Raw genomic sequence first — 25,299 nt, forward strand, 5'->3', positions numbered from 1 at the left:
GACCCGGCCGTCCCCCGAGAGGTTGAGGCCCGCCTGATGGACGTAGCCGAGGCCGTCGACGCTGTTCGCCGAGGCCGCCGCCACCAGTGCGAAGTCCGTCTCGCCCGACTGCACGGCCCGGGCCGCGAGGGCGAGGGCGCTCAGCGAGGACGAGCAGTTGGAGTGCACGGACATGCTGGGCCCGCCGAAGCCGAGCTGGTACGACACCATCGAGGCGACGGTGCCGCTCTGGCTCATCACCCACGACAGGTATTTCCGGGGGTCCTCGATCACGGCGGCGGGCATCTCACCGGAGTCGTCGGGCGCGCCGTAGTGGTGGTTGCCGGTGGAGACGTACACGCCGGTGCCGGGTATCGAGCGGTGGTCGCGGCCCGCGTCCTCGACGGCCTTCCAGGCGTGCAGCAGGACCTGACGGAACTGCGGGTCCATCAGCTCGACGTGCTGCGGGGACAGCCGGAAGAACGCGCCGTCGAACTCGTCCTTGCCGTCGAGCCCGGAGCGCAGCGGTACGAAGTCGGGGTCGCGCAGGACGTGTTCGGGCACGCCCGCCGCGCGCAGTTCCGCCTCGCTCCAGCGTCCGGCGGACTCGTGGCCCCGCTTGAGGTTCTCCCAGAACTCCCAGTGGTCGCGGGCGCCGGGGAAGCGGCAGGAGATGCCGACGACGGCGACGGCGTCGTCGGGTACGGGCGCGGCCTCGGGCTCCGGCGCGGTCTCTTCGTCGGCGGCCACGTCGTCGGCCTGACCCACGGCAACGGCCTCGTCCAGGTCCAGGCCCAGATCCGCGTCCGCGTCGGGCTGCTGTCCCCGCACATACGCGGCGACGTCCCGCACCGTCGCGTACTTGAACAGGTCCGCGGCCGCGAACGGCACGCCCAGGCGGCGGCCGATCAGGTCGGCGAGCACGACGGCGGACAGCGAGTTGCCACCGGACTCGAAGAAGGACACGCCCGGCGTCAGGTCCCGTACCTTCAGGACCTCCTGCCAGCAGGCGAGAACCTCCCGTTCGACGTCACGGGACGCCTGCGCGGGCGTCGAGGTGCGCGGCTGCGCGCCGCTCATGGAGGTACGGGGCTTCGTCGCCGTCGAGGCACGCGGCGCCGCGGCCGCGGCGTCGGCCGCCGACACCTCCCGCCGCATCAGCTCGGTCCGGTCCACCTTGCCGCTCCCGGTCAGCGGAACGGCGGCGAGCGGCACGAAGAAGTCCGGGACCATGTAGGCGGGCAGCAGCGCCCGCAGATGGTCCTTGAACGCCTCGGGGCTCCCGGCCCCCCGCTCGCGCGGCACGTAGTAGGCGACGAGTTGCTTGGCGCCGTCCTCGCCGCGCGCGACGACGGCGCACTCGGCGACGTCCTCGTGCAGGCCCAAGTGGTAGTCGATGTCGCCGAGTTCGATGCGGTAGCCGCGGATCTTCACCTGGAAGTCCTTGCGGCCCAGGTAGTCGATCTCGCCGTCGTCGGTCCAGCGGGCGAGGTCGCCGGTGCGGTAGAGCTTGCCGCCGGGGACCAGCTCGTGGTCGACGAACTTCTCCGCGGTCAGGTCGGGCCGGTTGACGTAGCCCTTCGCCAGGCCCTTTCCGGCGATGCACAGCTCACCGGTCCCGCCGTGGGGCACCGGGCGCAGGTGTTCGTCGAGGATGTGGACCTGGGTGTGCGCGACGGGCCTGCCGATGGTGGTCGGCCGGTCGTGCCTGACCGGTCCGCCCGTGGAGTACACGGTCGTCTCCGTGGGCCCGTACAGGTTCCAGGCCTCGGTCCCGGTGTCGTGGAAGAACTCCTTGAGGGTGCGGGGCAGCGCCTCGCCGCCGCAGAGGACCCGCAGCCCCTCGGGGTTGCGCCAGCCCGAGTGGAACAGCATGCTCCATGTCGCCGGGGTCGCCTGCATCACCGTGGGGCGCACCCGCCCGACGCGCTCCTTGAGCCGGTCGACGTCCTTGATCGTCGGGCTGTCGCAGACGTAGACGCGGGCCCCGCACACCAGCGGCAGGAACAGTTCGACCTGCGCCATGTCGAAGCTGATGGTGGTGACGGCGAAGAGGGTGTCCGCCGCGTCCAGACCGGGCTCGCGCCGCAGTGAGCCGAGGAGGTTGGTGAAGCCCCGGTGCGGGATCATCACGCCCTTGGGGCGGCCGGTGCTGCCGGAGGTGTAGATGACGTACGCCAGGTCGTCGCCGGTCACGGGGACGGCGACCGGGCCGGAGTCGGCTGCCGCCTCGAGGGCGGCGCGCTCCTCGTCGAGGACCAGCAGGGCGGGCGCGGGGCCGTCGCCGGGCGCGGCCGCCAGGTCGCGGGCGCGGGCCCGGTGCCGGGCCCGGGTCACGATCAGCGGGGTGCGGCTGTCCGTCACGATGTCGGTGAGCCGGGCGGCGGGCAGCTCCGGGTCGAGCGGTACGTAGGCCGCGCCCGCCTTGAGGACGCCGAGCAGCGTCACGACCATCTCGACGGACCGGTCGAGCAGCACCGCGACCAGGTCTCCGCGCCGCACACCACGGTTCACGAGAAGTGCGGCGAGGGCGTCGCTGCGGGCGCCGAGCGCCTCGTACGTGAGGACCTCCTCCTGCCCGGCCACGGCGACCGCGTCCGGGGTGCGGCGCGCGGCCTCCCCGACGAGGTCGTGCACGCACAACTCGCCTTCCGTCCGGCGCAGTTCGGCCAGGGTGGTGTGCGGGGCTTCGCAGACGGCGGTCAGGACGCGCACGAAGCGCGCGGCCAGCCCCTCGACGAAGGCGCGGCCGTACAGCTCGGGCTGGTACTTCCAGTACAGCGCGTAGCCCGCGCCTCTGCGCCACACCTCCAACGACAGCTCGTACTCGCCCTCCTGGTGCAGTTCCTCGACGAGGCGGTAGGGCCGGTCGGGTGCGGTGAGGCCGTCGAGGACGTCCTGGTAGACGAACGCCGTCTGGAACACCGGGGAGCGTCCGGCCGGGGTGTCCTGCGCCAACTCCCGCACCAGCGCAGGGAAGGGATGGCTGTGCAGGAGGTCGTCGGAGACATACCCCTGGGCGCGGGTGACGAGCCGGTCGAAGGGCTCGTCGGCGGGGAGCGCGACGCGCACCGGCACCATGTTGATCATCAGGCCCATGGTCCGGGCGAAGGCCTCGCCGTCGCGCTCGTTCACGGGCATCCCGACGACGAGTTCCTCGGTGTCGGAGTACGTGGCGAGGGTGGCCGCGTACGCGGTGAGCATCGCCGTCGACGCGAAGGCGCGCCGTCCGGAGGCGAACTCGGCGATGCGCGCGGCCAGTTCGGCGGGCACCTCGGTCACGAGGGTCTTCCCGGCGAAGCGGTCGGCGAGGGCCGTGTGGGGGCGGTCGGCGGGCAGCTCGAGGACGGGCAGGGGCGCGGCGAGGCGGCCTCGCCAGTACGGCAGCCGTGCGGCGGCGCGGTCGGCGAGGGTGCGCTGCTCCGCGGCCACGAAGTCGTGGAAGCCCGCGGCGTCCTGGGGCTGCGGTGCGCTCGTCGGACGGTCCCCGGTGGCGGCGCCGAGCAGCGCCTCGTACTCCTCGAAGAGCGTGCTCATCAGGAGGGCGGCCGAGGTGCCGTCGAAGACGATGTGGTGGACGACGAGCAGGACGAGCGACTCGCCCGCCGGGCGGTCGAAGACACGGACGCGGAACAGTACTTCGCCGTCCCGCCCGGACGCCCCGCCCAGCGTGAACACCCGCTTGCCCGCGCGCTCGACGACTGCCAGAGCCTCGCCCTCGTCGGCAGTGCCCGTGAGGTCCACGCGGGCGAAGTCCAGTGTGCGGCGCGGGTCGACGGACTGCGACGGCGCGTCCGCCTCCTGACGGATCACGGTGCTGAGCACGGGGTGCCGCACGAGCAGCGCCCGGCAGGCCGCCTCGAAGGCCGCCACGTCCAGGCCGGAGACGCGGAAGCACAGCGGCACGTTGTACGCGGCCAGGTCCGGGTACGCCCGCTGGAGCGCCCAGAGACCGCGCTGACCCTCGGAGAGGGGGTAGGCGTGCTCACCGGAAGCAGGAACGGTTCGCTCACCGGAGGGAGGATCCGTGCGCTCCTCGGTGGCCGTCGGCCCCGGCGCGTCCTGCGGGTGCGACTCCTGCGCCTGGGCGCGCAGTTCGCGCAGGAGGTCGCCGACCTCCCGGGCGTCGACCTTGCCCGCCCGGTAGTCCGCGATGAGGGCGCTGAGCTCGTGCTTCACTTCTCGTAACTCTCTTCGTCGAGGAGCGCGATGGCGTCGTCGAGGTGCAGGGCGCCGGTGCGCAGCAGCTCCAGCACGTCCAAGACGGCGGGTTCGGCGGGGTCGGCCTGCGGGGCGGCGGGCGCGGGCGCTTCGGAGCGCGTCGCGACCAGCCGCGCGAGGCCCGCGGGCCAGCGGTCGGCCAGGTGCGCCGCGAGATCGGCCACGGTGCCGTACTCGAACAGCGCGCTGGGCACGAACCCGGGCGCGACCGTCGCCGCCAGGTCGCGGGTGAGCCCCACGGCGCCGAGCGAGGTCAGGCCGATCTCGATCAGGCCCGCGTGCGGCCCGATCTCCCCCGCGGGCCGTCCCACGCGGGCGGCGACGAGCTGACGCAGGTAGCCGCGGGCCTTCTCCTCGGCGGGGAGGTCGCCCCGGTGGGCGGTCGCGGGCGGCTCGGCGCCGTCCGGAACGAAGCGCCACCGCACCGCGTCGGACGTCGCCTCCGTGGCGGGCGCCTTCCCCGTGGCGGGCCGCTCAGCCGTGGCGCGCGTGCCCCCGGCCGCGGGCGGGCGGCTCGACGATCCGGCACCCCGCTCGGGCGACGCCGTCACCCAGTGCCGCCGCCTGGCGAAGGGGTACGTGGGCAGATGTACGCGCCGCGGCACCGCCGTGCCGTGCGTGCCGTGCGTGCCGTCCCAGTCGACCGCATAGCCGCCGAGCCACAGCTCCGCGACCTTGTCCCACTTGCCCCGCGCCACCCAGCGGGCGACGAGGTCGGCGCGTACGTCGTCCTCGTCCAGGAGCCGTGCCTCCAGGGGCCGCTCGGCCACCCGGCCGCGCCACACCCGCACCCCGGCGTCGGCCGTGCCGGTGCCGTCGGCCAGCGCCTGAAGGCCCTCCCGGACGTCGTCCAGGTCGTGCGCGAGGATCACCGCGCGCTCGGCCAGGGCGACCCGTCCGGTCTGCAGGGTGCGGGCCAGGGCGGCCGGGGCGAGCGCCGCGCCCTCCTTGGTCTCCAGGAAGCGCAGCAGCTTCTCGGCGTAGGCGCGCAGCCGTTCGCCGTCCGTCGCCGACAGCGGTACGAGCACGGGTCCCGTCGCACCGTCGCGCAGGGCCTGGTCCGCCGCTGCCGGTGCCTCCTCCAGGACGATGTGGGCGTTGGTGCCGGTGGCGCCGAACGCGCTCACTGCGGCACGGCGGGGCGCGCCGGGGCGGACGGCGTCGCCCGTCCACTCCTGGAGCTCCGTCTGGAGGCGGAACGGCGAGTCGTCGAGATCGAGGTACGGGTTGGCGGTCCCGTCGCCCACCAGCGGTGCCAGTGTCCGGTGGTGCAGTTGCAGGACCGCCTTGGTGAGCCCGCTGATCCCGGCGGCCGCCTCGGCGTGCCCGATGGCCGACTTGACCGAGCCGAGGGCGCAGAACCCGGTGGCGTCCGTGTGCTGCTCGAACACCCGGCGCAGCGCCTGGACCTCGATCAGGTCACCGATCTCGGTGCCGGTACCGTGCGCCTCGACGTAGCCGATCGTCGCCGGGTCGACCCCGGCCCGCTCCAGGCAGCCCTCGATCAGTTCCGCCTGCGCGGCGACGGACGGCACCCGGATGCCGGGGGTGCGCCCGGAGTGGTTGACCGCGGTGCCCTTGATGACGGCGTACACGGCGTCGCCGTCGGCCAGGGCCCGCTCCAACGGCTTCAGGACGACGGCGCCGACGCCCTCCGCCGATACGTACCCGTCGCCGCCCGCGCCGAAGGAACGCGCGGGCGCGTCGCTCGCCAGCAGGTCGAGCGTGCCGTACGTGCGGTACTTGGCCGGGTGCAGCGAAAGGTTCACGCCGCCCGCGAGGGCCGCGTCGCACTCGCCGCGCCGCAGGCTCTCCACCGCCAGGTGCACGGCGCTCAGCGACGACGCGCACACGGTGTCGACCGCGAGGGACGGGCCGCGGAAGTCGCAGAAGTGGGAGACGCGGTTGGCGACGGCCGCGGCGTTCAGGGCCAGCGGCACGGACGCTCCGTCGCCGCCCGCCGCGTCGTGCTGGACCAGGACGTAGTCCTTGTGCATGACTCCGGCAAAGACTCCGACGGTCCGCCGCGGCCCGGATCCCTCGGCCCCGGACAGACCCGCGGGCGTGTACCCGGCGTCCTCGACCGCCTCCCAGCACACCTCGAGGAACAGCCGCTCCTGCGGGTCGAGGTGAGCTGCCTCGCCCTCGGGGACGTCGAAGAACTCCGCGTCGAAGCAGTCCGGGTCGTCGAGGAAGCCGCCCCAGGCGGACATCTCCCGTCCGGACGGGGTGCGCTCGCCCGCGAAGGTGTCACGCGGCCAGCGGCTCTCCGGCACCTCGCCGACGCAGTCGCGCCCGGCCTTCAGGTTCTCCCAGAACTCGGCGATGCCGGGCGCCTTGGGGTAGCGGCCGCCGAGGCCGACGACGGCGATGTCGCCGGAGGGTCCGGCGGGGGCGGGGGGCGGGGTGTCCGGCCGCGCGGGTGCGTCGGGTGCGCGGTGCGCCTCGGACACCTCAGACGCCACGGGCACTTCGGCCGCCGCGGACGCGTGCTCGCGGGCCAGATGCGCGGCGAGATCCGTCACCGTGGCGTGCTCGAACATCACCGTCGGCGACAGCTTCGTGCCGAGCCGCTCCCCCAGCTCCGCCGCGATCCGCAGCAGCGAAGCGGAGTCGAGGCCCAGCGCGTAGTAGCTCGCGCCCGCGTCGACCTGGTCGGCGGGCAGGCCCAGCGGACCGGCGACCACGGCACGTACGAGCGCCTCGATCCCGTCGGCGGGCGCGGCCACGGACACCGCCTCGGCACCGGACGCGGCCACGGGCTGCGGCGTTGCGGCCCGCGCGGGATCGGCGGCCCGCGCCGGATCGATGTGCCCGGCATCGCGCACGGCCTTGGTCGTGAGCCCTGTCAGCTCGCCGATCTGTCGTCCGCGTACATCGAAGAACTCCATCCCGAAGGTGAGCAGTTCACCGCCGCGCGTGATCCCGGCACGCGCCACCCGCGTGTAGCAGGCCCGGCCGAGGGTCTGCGCGGCCCGGAACGACGCGTAGTGCAGGGGCAGGAACAGGCGCGGCTCGCCGCCGAGGGCCACGGCGCTCGCGGCCACCGCGCTGCCGTCGATCAGCGCCGGGTGGAAGAGGTGCTCCGGCGCCTCGGCCGGGGCGGTGGCCCCGTCGACGGCCACGCGCACCCAGATCGCGTCGGGCGTGGTGTGCACCGCGCCGGCGGCCTTCATCTCGCCCGTGTGGACGAGTTCCCGGGAGCGGAAGTCGCGGTAGATCTCCCCGAGGTCGCGCGTGCCGCTCCCGTCGGCGAAGTGCGGCGTGCCGAGGGCGTCGAGGACGTCGGCGGGAACCGTCGCGCCGAAGCGCGCGCCGTCGTCCGTCCGGTGCACCTCGGCCGTCACGTACGGCTCGGCGCCCTGGTCGTCGCCGCGTACCGCGTCGGTGACCGTGAGCCGCCAGGAGCCCGTGGCCGTGGGCCGCGCCTCGACGCGAAGGTCCACAGCGCTGTCGGCGGCCACGGCCAACGGCCGGTAGATGGACAGGTCGCGCAGGGTGAGCCCGGTGGCGGGCGCGTCCGGTGCGAGGTCGGCGCAGCAGCCGTACAGGAGGTCGATCCAGGCGAGTCCTGGCAGCAGGCGGAGGCCGTAGACGCGGTGGCCGTCCACGACGGCGTCGCGGGCGTCCAGGCGCCGCGTCCACACGCGCGGCTCCGAGGCGCCGACGGGTGCGTCGGTACGGACGGGATCGCCGGTACGGACGACGGGGCCGCCGGAGCCGACCACAGGAACGCCCGTACGCACGTCACGCCGGTCGAGCTCCGGCAGCGGCACCGGACCACGACGTTCCGCACCCGCCGGGGGCGCCGCGGGTCGGCGCAGGACGACGTGTCCGTTCGTGCCGCCGTCGGCGAAGCTGCTCACCGCCGCGTACTCCAGGTCGACCGGCTCGGCCCGCCGGGGCAGGGACAGCACGGCGGGGTCGAGGGTGAAGTGCTCCATGGGCTGCGCACCCGAGCGGAACGGCACCGTCCGCTGGTGGTGCACCATGAGCGCCACCTTGAGGAACGCGGCGATGCCCTCGGCGCACAGCGGGTGCCCGATGTTGGGCTTCATCGAACCGAGGCGCAGCGGCTCGGCCCGCTCGGCCCCGTACACCGCGGCGACGGCCTTGAGCTCCAGCAGGTCGGTGAGTTCCGATCCGGAGCCGTTGACGTCCAGGTGGCCGACCTGGTGCGGTGCGCATCCGGCCTGCCGCAGCGCCTCCTGCATCACCCGCTTCTGGGCGGCGAGGTTGGGGGTCGCGGGTCCGGCCGTGCGGCCGTCGTTGTTGAGGGCGACGCCCTCGACGACCGCGTACACCGTGTCGCCGTCGCGCTCGGCGTCGGCCAGCGGCTTGAGCAGGGCCACGCCCGCGCCCTCGCCGAGGACGACGCCGCCCGCGCGCCGGTCGAAGATGTGGAACTCCCCGTCCTCGCGCAGCAGTCCCCGGCGCCGGAACAGCTCGTGCGCCTCGGGGTCGGCGAGCAGGCTGACGCCGGCGACCAGGGCAAGGTCGACCGATCCGGCGGCGAGCGCGTCGGTGGCGACCTTCAGCGCCGTCAGCGCGGACGAGCAGGCGGTGTCCATGACCATGGCGGGGCCGTGCCAGTTGAAGAACTGGGAGACGTTGGCCGCCAGGTAGTTCTGCCCCACCGTCATGATCGGGTTGCGGGCCGCGCCCACCAGTTCCCCGTCGGCCGCCGGGCGGCTGCGGGCCCCCACGTACACGCCGGTACGGGTGCCGTCGAGGTCCGCCGTCCGGTAGCCCGCGTGGTGCACGGCCTTCAGGCTCTCCTCCAGGAGGACCAGGGCCTGCGGGTCCATGGCGCGGACGTCCTCGGCGTGCAGCAGGAAGTGCCCGGCGTCGAAGCCGTACACGTCGTCGACGAGACCGGCGCGGAAGCCCGTCGCCCGCCCCCAGCGCTCGGCGGGTATCTCGCGCACGGCACTGCGCCCCTGGGACAGCAGCTCCCAGTAGGCGTCCAGGTCGGGAGCGCCGGGCAGGCGGCAGGCCATGCCGATCACGGCGACGGCGGCACCGCGACGGCCACCGGTGCGGTCTGCGGGGCCCGGCTCCGTCGTCGGCTCCGACTGCGTCGCCTGCTTCAGCTCCGGCTCCTGCTCCTGCTCCTGCTCCTGCTCCGATGCGGAGGCGAACTGCGCGCCGATCTCGTCCGGATACGTGTCGAGGAGCCAGGCCACCAGCTCGCTCAGCGTCGGGTACTCAAGGAGCACCGACGGGTCCAGCGGTATGTCGAGGCGCCGCCGGATCCGCTGCAGGATCTGGGCGAGCAGGATGGAGTCGGCGCCGTAGTCCGCGTACGAGGTGTCATCGTCCAACTGGCCCGGCTTGAGGCCGAGTTCGCCGCTGAAGGTGGTGCCGAGGAAGGCGGTGAGGCGGGCGGCGAGGGTGCCGCTCCCGGGTGTGGCGTCCTGCTGGGCCGCAGGGGCGGGTTCGGTGGTACGCGCCCGGGGCGCGGGGTCGGCGGGACGGGCGTCCGGAGCGGGGGCCGTGGGACGTACGTCGAGCAGCGCGGCCGCGTCGAAGCGGTCCGGGTCGACGCGGACCGGCATGACCACGGGGCCGCGCGGGGCGGCGAGGACCTCGTCGAGCAGGGCGAGTCCCTCGGAGTCGGTGATGCTGAGCAGGCCGGTGTCGGTGTACGCCTTGTTCGTGACCTCGCCGAAGCCGGTGTCCCGCCAGCTCGGCCACTGAACACTGGTGACGGGCAGTTCGCGGGCGTGCGCCCGGGCGAAGTAGTCCATGAAGGCGTTGCCCATGGCGTAGTCGCTCTGTCCGGCGCCGAGTGTCGGCAGGGCCGCGGAGACCGAGGAGAACAGGACGGCGAAGCGCAGCGTGCGGGCGTCCAGGGCCGTGAGCAGGTTCACGGTGCCGTCGATCTTCGGTGAGACGACCCGGGAGATGCCGGACAGGGGCTTGCGGACGAACGCCGGGTTCTCCGTGTCGACGAGTCCCGCCGCGTGCAGCACGCCCGCGATCGGCCCGAGCGTCGACTCGACGGTCGCGACGGCCGCGGCCACCGCGTCGGCGTCGTCCAGCGGCAGCGCGAGCACGCGCACCTCGACGCCCTGGGCCTCCAGCGCGGCGACCGCGTCGGTCTTCGCCCGCACCGGGGGCGGGCAGGCGTCGGGGTCCGCCCACAGGTGGCGCGGCGGCAGGGCCTCACGGCCCGTCAGGACGAGACGTCGTACGCCGTGACGGTCGACGAAGTGCTGGGCGCACCGCAGGCCGATGCCGCGGGTGCCGCCGGTCACGAGCAGCACCTCGTCGGCGGCGAAGGGGGCCGGGGCGGCCTGGGTGGCCCGCGCGGGCCGACCGCGCCCGGCCGTGCCGGTCGAGGGCTCGGCGAGGACGGGCGTGAGCCGGGTGCCGTCGCGGTGGCAGACCTCCGGGGCGCCTCCGGTGTCCAGGAGTTCCCGGTGGACGGCGGCGGCGAGGTCGGCGGTGTCGCGGACGGCGGGGTCGAGGTCCAGGTGGCAGGAGCGGAGGTGCCGGTACTCGCTCTGGAGCAGCCGGTAGAGGGCGGCGCGGGCGGCGCCGGTGAGCGGGACGCGGCCCGCGAGAGGAGCACCGGTCCCGGCGGCCGTCCGGCCTGCGGAGGCCCGCACGCCTTGGGAGGCCGCCAGGCCGACGGGCCCCTCCAGACCGACGGGTCCCCCCAGACCGACGGAAGCCTCCAGACCGACGGAAGCCTCCAGACCGACGGGTCCCTCCAGACCCTGCGTCACGAACAGCACCCGCACGTCCCGCGTCGCCTTGACGTCGAGCACCTGCCGCAGCAGTGCGAGGGCACGACCGGCGGCGCTGTGTTCCGTGATCCGGTCGATCCCGCCGGACGCCGCGGCGTCGCCCAGGCCGGTGAGGTCGATCAGGGCCGAGCAGGACGCGGCACGCCGGGCGATGAGCCGGTCCGCCGCCGGATCGGCCACGTCCACGAGCGTGGCGTCGACGGCAAGGTCGGCGATCGCCTCGGCGAGCCGTCGGGTGGCGCGGTCGTGCAGGAGGAGGGTGCCGGTGGGCCGGGGCCCCTCGGCGGCGGCCGGGGCCTGGCGCCACTGCTTGGTCAGGAAGAGGGTGCCGCGCGGCACGGCGTCGGCCGCCGTGACCGTGGCGGCGGGGGCCGCCCGCACCACTGGCTCGGCCTGCGCCGCTGTCGGCGCGGCCGCCGGTACCCAGTGCCGTTCCCGTGCGAACGGGTAGGTGGGCGCGCTGATCCTGCGCGGCGCGGTGACCGCCGCCGCGTGCAGGGCCTGCCAGTCGGGTGCGGCGCCGCGCGCCCACAGTTCGAGCAGCTCCGTCAGCTTGCCGCGCCGCGCCAGCGTGGCGACGGTCTCGGCGAGTTCCTCGGCGGGGACGACGGCAAGCGCCTTCCGGTCCCGCTTGGCGTTGCCCCGGCAGACGCCCTCGATCGAGGCGTCGCCCGCCAGCAGGCGCTCCAGCTTCTCGGCGAGCGCGGCGAAGGAGTCGGCGACGACGCCGAGCCGCTCGTCCATGGCCTCACGCCCGGTCTGCAGCGTGTACGCGAGGTCGGCCGGGGTCACGTCGGCGGCCGCTTCCTGTTCCCGGGCGTAGCTCAGCAGTTCCCTGGCGTAGGCGTGCAGCCGCTCGTCGTCCTTCGCGGAGAGCGGGAACAGCTGCGGGGTGCCCTCGGTCGGGGCCGGGCGGCGGTCGACGTGCTCGGCGACGACGAGGTGGGCGTTCGCGCCGCCCGCGCCGAACGAGGAGACTCCGGCGACGCGGGGGTGCGGGCGGCCGTCGACGACGGGCCGCTCCCAGTCGCGCAGTTCCTGGTTGACGACGAACGGGGTGCGGGAGAAGTCGATGTTCGGGTTGAGCGTCGACGAGTGCAGCGAGGGCGCGATCTGCCCGTGCTGGAGCTGGAGGAGGACCTTGGTGAGCCCGGCGATGCCCGCGGCGCTCTCGCAGTGGCCGATGTTGGACTTCGCCGAGCCGACGTAGCAGCGCGGGTCATGGCCGGAGGCCCCCGTACCGCTCGTGCCGTTACCGCCCGCGACGGAACCCGCGACCGAGCCCGCGGCGGAACCCGCGGCGGCGAAGGCCTGGCTCAGGCCCGTGATCTCGATGGGATCGCCGAGCTTCGTGCCGGTGCCGTGCGCCTCGATGTAGCCGATGGCCCTGGGGTCGACGCCGGACTCGCTCAACGCCTCCTGGATCGCGGCCTGTTGGGCGCGTGGGTTGGGCACGGTGTAGCCGTTGGTGCGACCGCCGTGGGAGACGCCGCTGCCCTTGATGACGCCGTAGATGTGGTCGCCGTCGCGTTCGGCGTCGCGCAGCGGCTTGAGCAGGACGACGCCGACGCCCTCACCCGGGATGTAGCCGTCGCCGCCGACGCCGAAGCTCTCGCAGTGGCCCTTGCCGGAGATGAACTGGCCGGCGCTGAGGCCCAGGTACTTGTTCGGGTGGACGGTCACGTTGACGCCGCCCGCGAAGGCCAGCTCCGTGCGGCCGCGGCGCAGGTCGCGGCAGGCCAGCTCCACGGCGGTGAGCGAGCTCGAGCACATGGTGTCCACGGTCATGCTGGGGCCGTGCAGGTTCAGGACGAAGGAGACACGGTTCGCCACGCTCGCGTAACTGCTGCCGAGGGCATGGGGGTTGCCGCGGCCCGCGCCCTCCCCGGGGAACAGCAGCTGGTACTGCCCCCACATCACCCCGGCGTACACGCCGACCTGCCCGGCGCCGCGCCCGCCCGTGGCGCGCCCGAGCCGCTCGCGGGTGTATCCGGCGTCCTCCATCGCCGTCCAGGCGTGCTCCAGGAACAGCCGCTCCTGCGGGTCGAGGTAGTCGGCCTCGTGCGGCGCGATGTTGAAGAACAGCGGGTCGAAGCGGTCCACCTCGGCGATGAAGCCGCCCCACTTGCTGTAGTGCCGCCCGGGCACGGAGCGGTCCTGCTCGTAGTGCTCCCGCCAGTCCCAGCGGTCCTCGGGGATCTCGACGACGCAGTCGCGTCCGGCGCGCAGGTTGTCCCAGAACTCCCGTACGTCGCGCGCTTCGGGGTAGCGGCCGGACAGGCCGATGACGGCGATGTCCAGGGCGGTGTCCTCGACCGGGGCGACGTCGTCACCTTGCGCCGCCTCGGAGGTGTCGCGGACGGGTTCGACGGCGTTCGCGCGCGTCGGCCGTGCCGCCGCCGCGGGTATTCGCTCCGGGACGACGTCCCCGAACAGCCGCTCCAGGACCGGCCGGTGGTCGTCGAGGAAGTAGCCGCCGAGCTCGTCGAGGGTGTGGTACTCGAACATCAGCGTCTTCGGCAGCGACCCGAATGTCTTCTCAAGGCCGGCCGTCAGCTCGGTCGCGAGGATCGAGTCCATGCCGTACGAGCCGAGGGGTTCGCCGTCGTCGATCTCGCCCGGCGGGAGCTGGGTGAGGCGGTACAGCTCCTCCTTGAGGAACCCGAGCGTCCGTGCGCGCAGCGCGCCCTCGTCCGCCAGGTCGGGCGACTGCTCGGCCGCGACGTCCTGCGCCCGCGCGGCCTCCCCGTCCAGGAGCGTCCGCCCCGCCGCCTGGTCCCCGGCCCACACGACCACGTGCGGCTCGTCGGACGCCAGCGCGCGACGGAACGCGTCGAGCCCGGCCTCCGTGGCCATCGGCAGCAGCCCGCCCCGCAGCCGCAGGGTCCGCCGCGTGGCCTCGTCCGCACCCATGCCGCCGCTGTGCCACAGCGGCCACGCGACGGACAGCGTGCGCCCGCCGCGCTCACCGGCGGCCACGCGGGCGGCGCGCTGTCGGGCGAACTCGTCGAGGAAGGCGTTGGCCACGGCGTAGTCGCCCTGGCCCACGTTGCCCGTAGCGCCCATCAGGGACGAGAACAGCACGAAGAGGTCCAGGTCGACGTCCTGGGTGGCCTCGTCCAGGGCACGGCAGCCGTCGATCTTGGGGGCGAGGACACGGCGGAACTCGGCGACGGACTTGCGCTGGAGGAAGTTGTCGTGGAGCACGCCCGCCGCGTGCAGCACGCCGTGCAACGCCTTGTGACGTCGCGTCAGTTCGGTGACCAGGCGCGCGGTGGCGGCGGGGTCCGTGACGTCCAGGACGTGGTACTCGGGTCGCGCACCGGCGGCACGCAGGGCGGCCAGCTCCGCCTCGATCGCCGGGCTCAGCGGGGACCGGCCGGTGAGGCACAGCACGGCTCCGGGGGCCCGGCGGGCGATGTCCCGGGCGAAGATCCGGCCCAGGCCGCCGACGCCGCCGGTGACGAGGTAGACGCCGTCGGCCCGCCACGGCACGGGCGCCGCCGGGGGCAGGGGGGCGCTCTCGTCCAGCTCCTCCCAGCCGAGCACCCTGCGGGCCTCGCCGTCGTGGCTGATCCGCTGATCGCCCGGACGGCGGCTCTCCGCCTCCAGGACATCGGCGAGGTGCGCCGTGGACGCGTCGGCGGGCACCGCGACGAGCTGTCCGACGAGGGCAGGGTGCTCCAGGCGTGCGGTCCGAAGGAGGCCGGACAGGGCCTGGTGGAGGGCCTGTTCGCCGTCGGTGTGCGTGAGGACCTGCAGCAGGACCGGCCCCGACGGCTTGCCGAGCAGGAGCCCCCGCACGGCCCGCAGCAGCTCGACCGCGTGCGCGGCCACGGAGTCGGCGACCGGGGCGGCGGTCCCCTCGGCGGCAGTTCCCTCGACGGCAGTTCCCTCGACGGCCTCCAGGACGGTCACGTCCGGGAGCAGCTCACGCAGCGCGTCGAGCCGGTCGTCGAACCCGCAGGCGAGCACGAGCCGCGCCGTGTGGGCAGTCTCGCGACCCGCCGCTGCCACCACCGCGTCCCCGGCGGCGGTCTCGCGCCACACGGGTCGGAACAGCGTCACGTCGTGCGTGGCCCCCGTCTCGGCGGGCTCCGTGGTCTTCCGCATGGAGTAGCCGCGCAGCTGCGCGAAGATCCTTCCCTGTGCGTCGCAGAGGTCGAGGTCCCACCGCTGTACGTGACGCGAGGCGCTCGGCACCGCACGGATCCACGCGTGGGCGGAGCGCGGGGTGGCCCCGTGGACGTCGATGCGGTCGAGGGCGAACGGGAGGGCGACACCGCCCTGTTCGGCCGTGTGGAGCTCGGGCGCGAACGCCGCCTGGAGCGCGCCGTCGAGCACGCTGGGGTGCAGGACGTAGTCGTCGAGGGTGTCCGCCACGTCGTCCGGCACGGCGAGCTCGGCGAGGACCTCGCCGTCACCGAGCCGGATGCCGCGGAGCGCCCGGTGCGCGGGGCCGTAGTCGAGGCCGGTCGTGCGGAGCGTTGCGTAGAAGTCGTCGATGTCGACCGCCGCGTCCGTGCGGGACGTGAGGGCGTCGAGGTCGAGGGGCCGGGGCACGGTGGTCCGGTGGCGCGACGCCGCACCGCGTGCGTGGACGACGTCGGCCGTTCCGTCGGCCGCCTCGGCCGTTCCGTCGGCGCCGTCGGCGCGGATCTCGAAGGCGACGGAGCCGTCCGCCTCTTCCGTCACGACCGTCCGCACGGTCCGTGCCCCGTCGCGTACGACGACGGGCCGCGACCAGACCACGTTCTCCAGCCGCAGCACCTGGGCGTTCTCCGGCCCGTCCGCGTCATCGGCAGCGGGCAGCACCCGGCTGACGGCTTCGCGCGCCATCTCCAGGGAGGCGACGGCGGGCAGCACGGGTTCGCCCGTGACCCGGTGGTCGCGCAGGAAGTGGTCATCGGCGCCGAGGGTGGACGCGAAGCAGGTCGCGCCGTCGGCGTCCGGCGTCGTCGCACGCTGGAGCAAGGGGTGCTGGGGCACGGGTGCCGCACCGGACGGCCCCGGCTCCACATCTGCCGACCCCGGCGCCGCACCCGCCAGGCCCGGCTCCACCCCTGCCGACCCCGGCGCCGCACCGGCCGGACCCGACTCCGCCCCGTCCCGCGACCGGCCACCGGCCGCGTCATCGTCGATCCAGTAGTGATCCCGGTCGAAGGCATGCGTGGGCAGCGCGATCCGTCGCGGCGCCGGACCGCCCGCGTAGCGGTCCCGCCAGTCGATCCGAGCCCCGCGCACCCACCCGGCCAGCGCGTCCACCGGCGCGGCGTCGGCGGCGACGTCCGGCACGGCGTCCCGCCGGACCCGTCCGCGCACCACGTCCGCCGGGCGGCTCTCGCCCGCCACGAACGCTTCGAGCAGCTCGGCGAGCGAGTCGACGCCCGTCGGCAACAGCCCCAGCCGCTCGGGCAGTTCCTCCCGGCCGACCTGCGTGGTGTACGCGATGTCCCGCAGGTCGGCGTCGCCGGGCCGCTCCCGGCGCAGGTGGTCGAGCAACCTCTGGGCCTGACGCACCAGTTGGGGCTCGCTGCGGGCCGACAGGACGACCATCGGGCGCGCCGCCCCGGCCGCGTCCGCACCGGTGGCGGCCGGACGGCGGCCCCCGTCATCCGACCCCGACCTCGACCCCGACACGACACCGACACCGGCTCCGGCTCCGGCTCCGGCTCCGGCGAACTCACCGACGATCACGTGGGCGTTGCTGCCCCCGGACCCGAAGCTGCTGATCCCCGCGAGCCGGGCGGGGCGCCCGTCGAGGTCCCAGTCGGACAGCCCGGTCACCACGGAGAACGGCGAGGCGTCCAGGTCGATGTGCGGGTTGGGGCGTGCGTAGTGCAGCGTGGCGGGCAGTTGCCGGTGCTGGAGGGCCAGGACGGTCTTCAGGACTCCGGTGATGCCCGCGGCGGCTTCCAGGTGGCCCAGGTTCGTCTTCACCGAGCCCAGGGCGCAGGTCGCGTCGCTGTCGGCGAACGCCTTGGTGAGCCCTTGGACTTCGATGGGGTCGCCCAGCGCGGTGCCGGTGCCGTGCGCCTCGACGTAGCCGATGTCGCGCGCGCTCACGCCCGCGTCGGCGAGAGCCGCCTCGACGAGGCTCGCCTGCAGGGCGGCGCTGGGCACGGTCAGGCCGCCCGCCTGGCCGCCGTGGTTGGTGGCGCTGCCCTTGAGGACGGCGTGCACCGGGTCGCCGTCGGCGAGCGCGGCAGCGAGCGGCTTCAGGAGCAGGACGACGCCGCCCTCGGAGCGGACGTAGCCGTCGGCCGCGGCGTCGAACGTCTTGCACAGGCCGTCGGGCGCCAGCATGCCCGCCTGGTGGTAGGCGAGGGTGTTGGCCGGGTGGCAGAGCACGTTGACGCCGCCGACCAGGGCCGTGTCGCAGTCCCCCGCCCGCAGCGCGCGCAGCGCCGAGTGCACGGCCACCAGCGAGCTGGAGCACGCCGTGTCCAACTGCACGCTCGGTCCGCGCAGGTCGTAGAAGTACGAGACGCGGTTGGCGATGACGGCCATGGAGGTCGCGAGGCCGCTGTGGGCCCGCACGGGCAACTTCCGGGTGTCCATGAGCCGCTGGTAGTCCGAGCCGCTGGCGCCGACGAAGACGCCGGTCCTGCTGCCCGCGACGGCGCTCGCCGAGTATCCGGCGTCCTCCAGGCAGGCCCAGGTCAGCTCCAGGAGCCAGCGCTGCTGCGGGTCCATGTGGCGCGCCTCGTACGGCGTGACGCGGAACAGGGCCGCCTCGAACGCCCCGGCGTCGGTGACGAATCCGCCGCGGTCGATGCCGGGGTGGGTGTCGGGTCCGGTGCCGTCGGGCCACTGCCAGCGGCCTTCCGGCAGTGATCCGATCGCGCTGCCGCCGGACGCGAGCAGCCGCCACAGGCCGGTGCGGTCCTCGATGCCGCCGGGCAGGCGGCATGCCATGCCGATGATGGCCACGTCGCGGTCGGTGGCCGCGTCGCGGGAGGCGTCGGAGCCGTGCGGGGTCTCGGCGTCGGGGGTGGCCTCGGGGGCCGGTGGGACGTCCGGTGCTTGGCTGGTTTCGCCCGCCTCGACCCCACTGAGACCAGCCAGGTGGGAAATGATCTGCGTGCCGGTGTTGTGCTCGAAGAAGAAGAGGGGCGCGAGGGAAATGCCATAGCCGGATTCGATCTTTTCCTGAAGATCCAAAAGGCCCGCTGAATCGAATCCCAGCTCGAACAGCGGGCTTTCAAGGGGGTGCTCGATTCCCTCGTAGTCACCCCCGAGTATCTCGTCGAAGAAATCCCGGATTTCCACGGAGAGTTGCTCCGCGGAAGGAATGGCGACGGACACGGAGGTTTCCTCCGTACTCGTCAGGAGACCCATACGTATCTGACGGTCCGGCAGATCGTAGACGACGAGCACGCCGTTTCCCGCATTGGCCAGATCACCGGGCCGATATCCCGGGACAAGGCCCTTGATCTCCGCGCCGTGGAGCTGGTGCATGCGCAGCACCGTGTCCAGGCAGCGCCCCTGCGCGTTGGTCGCGCGGACGTACTCTGCGGGCTCGAACCCGGGATGCCGCCGGAAGTCACGGCACCGGGTCACCCCCACCGCGGTCCGCACGCCGACCTGCTCCTCGGCCCATGTCAGTAGATGTTCCAGCAGCGTGTCGCCGAAACGGAAGCTCTGCTTCGATGGATCGACGTTCAGGGAAAGGACATGGGCGACCGGACCCTCGGGGCGGTGCAGCCGATCGGCGGTGTCGAACGAAACGGCGTAGAGGCCCTCCGGACTCTCGATGCGCTGGGAGTAGACGACGGCCTGGACGGCACCGTCGGCCTCGACGACGAACTGGCCGACCGGATGCGAGAAAAGCCGCTGCCGGATGACTTCTTCGGAGATCCGCAACGGCGCGGGCCAGCACAACTCCTCGAGTTCGAGAAGCCTGGGCATATCCGAGAGACGGGCGTGACGAATGACATCATCGTGCTGCTGAACCATGTGTACGTACGCCCCGTCCCCCGTGCACCGGCGCTTCATCACCGTCGAACTGTCGCCCACTTCACGCACCGACGACTGCCCGCCACATTGAGGTAGGAATGGGCGGAACGTCAAGCGCCGATTGCCGCACCCGGCCCACCACTCCTGTTCCCACTTGTCCGGAATTCACGGTGGATCCGGGATCGAGTGGGTACGAGCTGCGGAGACGGCAGCACCAGTCGGTCGTTACAGTGGCTCGAAATATACCCCAGCGCACGTGACCCCCCGTCGGTGTCACGCCGAGTGCGCCGGGAGCTTAGAGTAGCCCTTGTTCGACCATGAGTTACACACAACGGTCACGATTCGTTCACAACAGCCACTGAGGCATCACGAGGAAGAGGCGGCACGATGGCATCGACCGGCAGCTCCTGGGTCCGGCGGTTCCATCCGGCGCCGGACGCGGCCACCCGCCTCGTCTGCTTCCCGCACGCCGGCGGCTCGGCGACGTTCTACTTCCCGCTCTCCGCCGTGGTCTCACCTGCGGCGGAGGTTCTGGCCGTGCAGTATCCGGGCCGCCAGGACCGCATGAACGAATCCTGCATCACGGACATTTCGACACTCGTGGACCGCGTCACCGAGGAGTTGCTGCCCTGGGCGGACCGGCCGCTGGCGTTCCTCGGGCACAGCATGGGGGCGACGGTGGCCTTCGAAGTGGCCCGTAGACTGGAGGCGCGGGGCATCGTCCTGCTCGGCCTGTTCGCCTCCGGGCGGCGCGCCCCATCACGTCGACGCGAGGAGAGCGTGCACCTGCGCAACGACCAGGGTCTCGTCGAGGAGCTGCGGCGCCTCAGCGGCACGGACGGGGAACTCCTCGCCGACGAGGCCGTCCTGAGCATGGTCCTGCCGGCCATGCGCGGCGACTACCGCGCCATCGAGACGTACCGCTACCAGCCCGGACCGCCCCTGAACTGCCCCGTCCTCGCCCTGACCGGCGACAGCGACCCGCTGGTCGAGGTCGCCGAGGCCAGGGCCTGGGCGCAGCACACGGTGGCCCCGTTTCGGCTGCGGGTCCTGCCTGGCGGACACTTCTTCCTGAGCGAGCACACCGAGACGGTCGCCCGGGAGATCACCGACCACCTCGACGCCGCGGCCCCGCGCCGCTGACCTGCCCGCTCGCCCGCACGACCACCAGGACAGACCAAGGAGCTGGGACCGCTGGAGCTCGACGAGTACGCGTCCTTCGACGCGGTGGGACTGCGGGAGCTGATCCGGGCGCGTGAGGTGACCCCCGCCGAGGTCGAGGACTGTGCGCGCCGGGCGCTGGAGCGGGCGCACGCCGAACTCAACGCGCTCACCCGGCCGCTGTTCGAGCCGTCCCTCGCCCATGATCCGGACGGGCCGCTGGGCGGGGTGCCCTTCGTCATCAAGGACAGCGGCCCCTTCGCGCAGGGCGTGCCGTTCACCATCGGCAGCCGGGCCATCAACGGCGCGTACGCCCAGGTCGACCACGATCTGATGGCCCGGTTCCGGGCCGCCGGTCTGGTGGCGCTCGGGCAGAGCACCGCGCCGGAGTTCGGGCTGAGCTTCGCGACCGAGTCGGTGCGGTACGGCCCGACCCGCAACCCCTGGAACCCCAAGCTCGGCGTGGGCGGGTCGAGCGGCGGGGCGGCCGCCCTGGTCGCCGCGGGCGCGGTGCCCGTGGCGCACGCCAGCGACGCGGGCGGATCCATCCGCGTCCCGGCCGCGTCCTGCGGCCTCGTCGGCCTGAAGCCGGGTCTCGGCCGTACGCCGTGCGGGCCGACCAGCGGGGAGATCGCCTTCGGTCAGCTAGTCGAGTTCGCCGTGACCCGTACCGTCCGGGACACCGCCCACCTCCTCGACGCCGTCAGCGCGCCCACTGTCGGCGACAAGTACCAGGCGCCGCGGCCGGCGCGCCCCTACACCGAGGCGATCCGCACCGATCCCGGCCGTCTGCGCGTCGCCCTCACCACCGAGCCCTGGACGGGCGGCACCGTGAACGGCCAGGTCGCCGCCGCGGCGGTCACCGCGGGCCAGGTCCTGGAGTGGATCGGGCACACCGTGACCGAGACCCGTCTCGACCTCGACGGCGACGCGGTCGTCGAGGCGGCCATGCTGACGGTCGTCACCACCGGCGGCGCCGTGCTGCGCGGCGCGCCCCGCAGGCCCGACCCCGGGAAGCTGGAGGCCGTGTCCCGGCGCGTGCTCAGCGAGACCGAGGAGTTCACGCTCCTCGACGTGATGAGCGCCACCCAGGCCCAGAACGAGGTGACGCGGTCCCTCGGCCGGTTCTTCCAGGAGTACGACCTCCTCCTCACGCCGACCCTCGGGCGCCTGCCCGCGCCGCACGGCACCCTCGACTACGACCACTCCGGGCACACGGCACGCTCCTGGCTGCGCCGCCTGTTCACCTACGGGCCCTTCACCGCCACCTTCAACGTGTCGGGGAACCCGGCCATCAGCCTGCCGCTCGGCCAGAGCCGCGAGGGCCTGCCGATCGGCGTCCAACTCGTCGCCGCGCACGGCCGCGAGGACCTGCTGCTGCAGGTCGCCGCGCAGCTGGAACAGGCGACGCCCTGGGCGGACCGCACTCCCCCGGTCTACACCGGCTGACCTGACCCCGATCCACTGCGACTGGCCCTGCGGGCCCACGCTCATCGGCCTGCCCGAGCTGGTCAGCCGGTGTGACCCGCGGTCGGCACCGGCTTGTCGGCCATGGCGCACATCGCGGCGGTCTGCAGCTCCTTGGACACCTCGTTGAGCTTCGGAAAGGCTTCCGGGTGCTCGGCGAAGGCCTCCGTCGGGATGAGGACGGTCGCCGTGCGCTTGCCGCTGGGGTCGGTGAAGTTGGTGCTGAAGTAGCCGGGGATGCCGCCGTCGTGGGCCCACACCCTGCCGCACGGGCCCTCGAGGGTCTGGATGCCGAGGCCGCCGCCGGGGCCGTTCGGCTGGTCCGGGCGGACCGGCACGGTGGTGCGCATCTGGGCCAGCTGGGCGGCGGGCAGCAGTTCGCCCGACATCAAGGCGTGGTAGAACCGGTCCCAGTCACGGGCGCTGGACACCACCGCTCCGGCCGCCCCGCCCCACGAGGGGTCGTTGTCGGAGACGTCCACGTGACCGTCGCGGGGCACCCCTGCGTACTCCCTGAACTCGGGCGGTACTCCCGGTGGCATATGGGCGGCGTCGGGTTCGTAGCCGCGGGCGTGTCGGCCGCGCCAGGTGGAGTCCGTGGCGAAGTAGGTGTGCTTGAGGCCGAGCGGCCGGGTGATCCGGTCGCGGACCAGCTCGGCCAGGCTCTTCCCGGTGACCTTCTCCAGGACGGCGCCGACCGCGGCGTAATTGGTGTTGCTGTACGACCAGGCGGCGCCCGGCGGGAACTCCGGATCGGTCCGCACGCCGACTGCAAGGAGCTGCTCCGACGTCCAGCGCCGCTGTTCCCGGCCCAGTATCGAGGGAAGGAGCGCCGGGTCGAGGGTGTAGTCGTACAGGCCGCTGGTGTGGTTGAGGAGCATCCGCAGGGTGATCGCCCGGCCGTTGGGCACCAGGCCCGGCAGCCACTTCTCCACCGGGTCGGTCAGCGCGAGCCTGCCCTCGGCGACCAGTTGCAGGGCGACGGTGGCCATCATGGTCTTGGTGTTGGACCCCATCCGGAACTCGTCCCCCGCCCGCAGCCGCTGCTCCGCCCGGCTCCAGGCGGCCTGTTCGACGACCTCGACCGGCCGCCCCCGCCCGTCGTCCACGCGCACGACCACACCGGGCGCCCCGGCGGCCACGACCTCCCGCGCCAGCCGCTCCAGTCGGTCCCGCTGATCGGCCCCCGCGGCGTTCGACGTGCCGCCCGCCTTCGCGACGGCCTGGCCCGGCTGCCCGAGCGTGCCGACGACCCCGGTCACGGCCAGGACGGAAGACACCGCCAGAAGGCCGACGCGGCGACGACGGTGAGCAGGTCGAGTACGGGACTGTTCGGCCCCACGGACGGGGCACGCTCTCATCGGCATGCCGATCACCCTCGCGCACCGGCGGCCCCCTCGTCACTGGGGCACACCGGATGGTCGAGGTGGGGCCAGCTCCCCCACGCCGCTCCACCTCGTGCTCCGACCTGCGGCTCCGCCCGCTCATTGGTCCACTCCACTGACGCACCGCAGGCGATGACACCGCCCGTGGCGAAAACACGCCAGACCGGCGCTGACATGGGAAATCCCTTCTCCTGGGCATGATTGACGGATCGTCGGCGAGCCGGTACCACTGACGCACGCCCGGCCCCGCACGCCCCGTCACGCCGCTTTGGCCCGGAAGTCCCAGGAGGCTGCCTTGCGAGGATCCGTCACCGCATCCGTCCCGCCCACGCGCAGACGTGCCGCCAGGGCGGCGGGCGCTCTCGCGTCGGCCGCCCTGCTGGTGCCCCTGCTCGGCGCCGCGCCGTCGTCCTCCGCGTCCCGGCCCGCGTCGGACGCCGGGCCCGAGAGCCTGCAGAGCGCCTTCGCGGCGGCGGCCGCCGAGTACGACGTGCCGCAGAGCGTGCTGCTCGGCGTCTCCTACCTCCAGTCCCGCTGGGACGCGCACGGCGGCGCCCCGAGCGTCACCGGCGGCTACGGCCCGATGCACCTCACCGACGCCCGCACCGCGCTCGCCACCGCGCCGCACCACGCCGACGGCGCGGAGGACCCGCGCGGGGACGCCTCCCGGGCCACGCTGCGGCCCCAGGCGAAGCCGCCGACGGAGTCCCAGCTCCCGGACCGGTTCAAGACGTTGAAGCGGGCCGCGAAGCTCAGCGGCCTTCCCGCGGAGCGGCTGCGCGAGGACTCGGCGGCGAACGTCCGGGGCGGCGCGGCCCTGCTCGCCGCCGCGCAGAAGCAGCTCGGCAAGCCGCTCAGCGACGACCCGGCCGACTGGTACGGCGCCATCGCGCGTTTCTCCGGAGCCGACGACCGGGCGAGCGCGGCCACGTACGCCAATGACGTGTTCGCCGTCATGCGGGACGGGCAGCGGCGGACGACCGACGCGGGGCAGCGCGTGACGCTGGCCGCCCGGCCCGGACTCGCCCCGGAGAACGCCCAGTTGCGCGGCATGGGGCTGCGCAAGGCGAAGGATGCCGGGACGGACTGTCCGAAGACGCTCGCGTGCGAGTGGATCCCCGCGCCGTACGAGGAGTTCGGCGACAACGACTACGGCAACCACGACAAGGCCGACCGCCCCAAGAGCCAGGGCATCAAGTACATCGTCGTGCACGACACCGAGGGCACCTGGGAGGGCGTCCTGAAGATGGTGCAGGACCCGACGTACGTGTCCTGGCACTACACCCTGCGCTCCTCCGACGGCCATGTCGCCCAGCACGTGCGCACCAAGGACGTCGCCTGGCACGCGGGCAACTGGTTCGTCAACGCCAAGTCCGTCGGCCTGGAGCACGAGGGCTTCCTGACGGCGCCCGACACCTGGTACACGGAGGCGATGTACCGCTCGTCGGCGCGCCTGGTGAAGTACCTCGCCAAGCGGTACGGCATCCCGCTGGACCGCCAGCACATCCTCGGCCACGACACGGTGCCGGGCACGACGGCCGCGACGATCCGCGGCATGCACACCGACCCCGGCCCCTACTGGGACTGGCAGCACTACTTCAAGCTGCTCGGCAAGCCGCTGCACCGCACGGCGGGACCCAAGGGCGGCCTGGTCACCGTGGCGCCCGAGTTCAGCAAGAACCAGCCGGAGTTCACGGGCTGCGCCAAGCCCGGCGAGAAGTGCGTGCCGCACGGCTCCAGCGCGGTGCGCGTCCACACCGAGCCCCGCGAGGACGCCCCGCTGATCCAGGACATCGGGCTGCGCCCGGGCGGTGAGCCGTCGACGATCGACGTCAACGACATGGGCTCGCGCCTGTCGACCGGCCAGCAGTACGCGGTCGCCGACCGCCAGGGCGACTGGACGGCCGTCTGGTACCTGGGCCAGAAGGCCTGGTTCAAGAACCCGAAGGAGCAACCGACGGCCGTCGACGCGCGCGGCTGGGTCCTGACGCCGAAGGACGGCGCGAGCGACGTCCCGGTGTACGGCCGCGCCTATCCGGAGAAGGAGGCCTACCCGGCCGGGGTGCCGGTGCAGGCCGTCTCGCCGCTGCCGTACAAGCTCCTCGCGGGCCAGAAGTACGCGGTCGGCGACAAGCTGCCCGGTGAGTACTTCTACTCGCCGACGTTCGACCTCGCCCCGCACCGCGTGGTGCGCGGCAAGGACATGTACTACGAGATCCAGTTCGGCCACCGGGTGGCGTTCGTGCGCGCCGCCGACGTGAAGGTGATGCCGTCCGGATCGTGACGGCGATGCCGACGACCTGAGCTCGTCGGGCCCGGACCTGCGTGGGGGCAGGCTCCGGGCCCGACGTCGTACGGGGACCACACAGTCG

At 73.6% G+C, this 25,299-nt stretch carries 6 protein-coding genes (1 of these 6 only partly in view); 3 read left to right on the plus strand and 3 right to left on the minus strand.

Annotated features, from left to right (window positions below):
- Together ACZ6AA_RS09440 and ACZ6AA_RS09445 are read right to left on the minus strand one after the other, a co-directional pair.
- Nucleotides 1–4,158: the start of an amino acid adenylation domain-containing protein gene (locus ACZ6AA_RS09440; RefSeq protein ID WP_471457180.1), read on the minus strand. It extends 18,444 nt beyond the left edge of the window; only the first 4,158 of its 22,602 coding nucleotides appear in the window; the start codon lies at nt 4,156–4,158; its stop codon lies off the left edge, out of view.
- The gene (locus ACZ6AA_RS09445; RefSeq protein ID WP_471457182.1) at nt 4,155–18,866 is read right to left on the minus strand and encodes an SDR family NAD(P)-dependent oxidoreductase; all 14,712 of its coding nucleotides are present in this window, start codon (nt 18,864–18,866) and stop codon (nt 4,155–4,157) included. Before ACZ6AA_RS09445 ends, ACZ6AA_RS09440 begins: the two co-directional genes overlap by 4 nt.
- 435 nt (nt 18,867–19,301) lie before the next feature.
- Between ACZ6AA_RS09445 and ACZ6AA_RS09450 the strand changes: the two genes are divergently transcribed.
- The gene (locus ACZ6AA_RS09450) at nt 19,302–20,057 is read left to right on the plus strand and encodes a thioesterase II family protein (protein ID WP_471457184.1); all 756 of its coding nucleotides are present in this window, start codon (nt 19,302–19,304) and stop codon (nt 20,055–20,057) included.
- An 84-nt stretch (nt 20,058–20,141) separates the two neighbouring features.
- The gene (locus tag ACZ6AA_RS09455) at nt 20,142–21,524 is read left to right on the plus strand and encodes an amidase (RefSeq protein WP_471457186.1); all 1,383 of its coding nucleotides are present in this window, start codon (nt 20,142–20,144) and stop codon (nt 21,522–21,524) included.
- A gap of 62 nt (nt 21,525–21,586) precedes the next feature.
- On the opposite strand, the gene ACZ6AA_RS09460 is transcribed toward ACZ6AA_RS09455, so the two are convergent.
- Nucleotides 21,587–22,804: a serine hydrolase domain-containing protein gene (locus ACZ6AA_RS09460; RefSeq protein ID WP_471457188.1), complete on the minus strand. Its 1,218-nt coding sequence runs from the start codon at nt 22,802–22,804 to the stop codon at nt 21,587–21,589.
- Between the two features lie 418 nt (nt 22,805–23,222).
- On the opposite strand from ACZ6AA_RS09460, the gene ACZ6AA_RS09465 reads away from it, so the two are divergent.
- On the plus strand, nt 23,223–25,211 hold the full coding sequence (locus ACZ6AA_RS09465; RefSeq protein ID WP_471457190.1) for an N-acetylmuramoyl-L-alanine amidase: 1,989 nt from the start codon (nt 23,223–23,225) through the stop codon (nt 25,209–25,211).
- Nucleotides 25,212–25,299: the final 88 nt, after the last annotated feature.

It is taken from the genome of Streptomyces sp. NPDC040610, assembly GCF_055594065.1.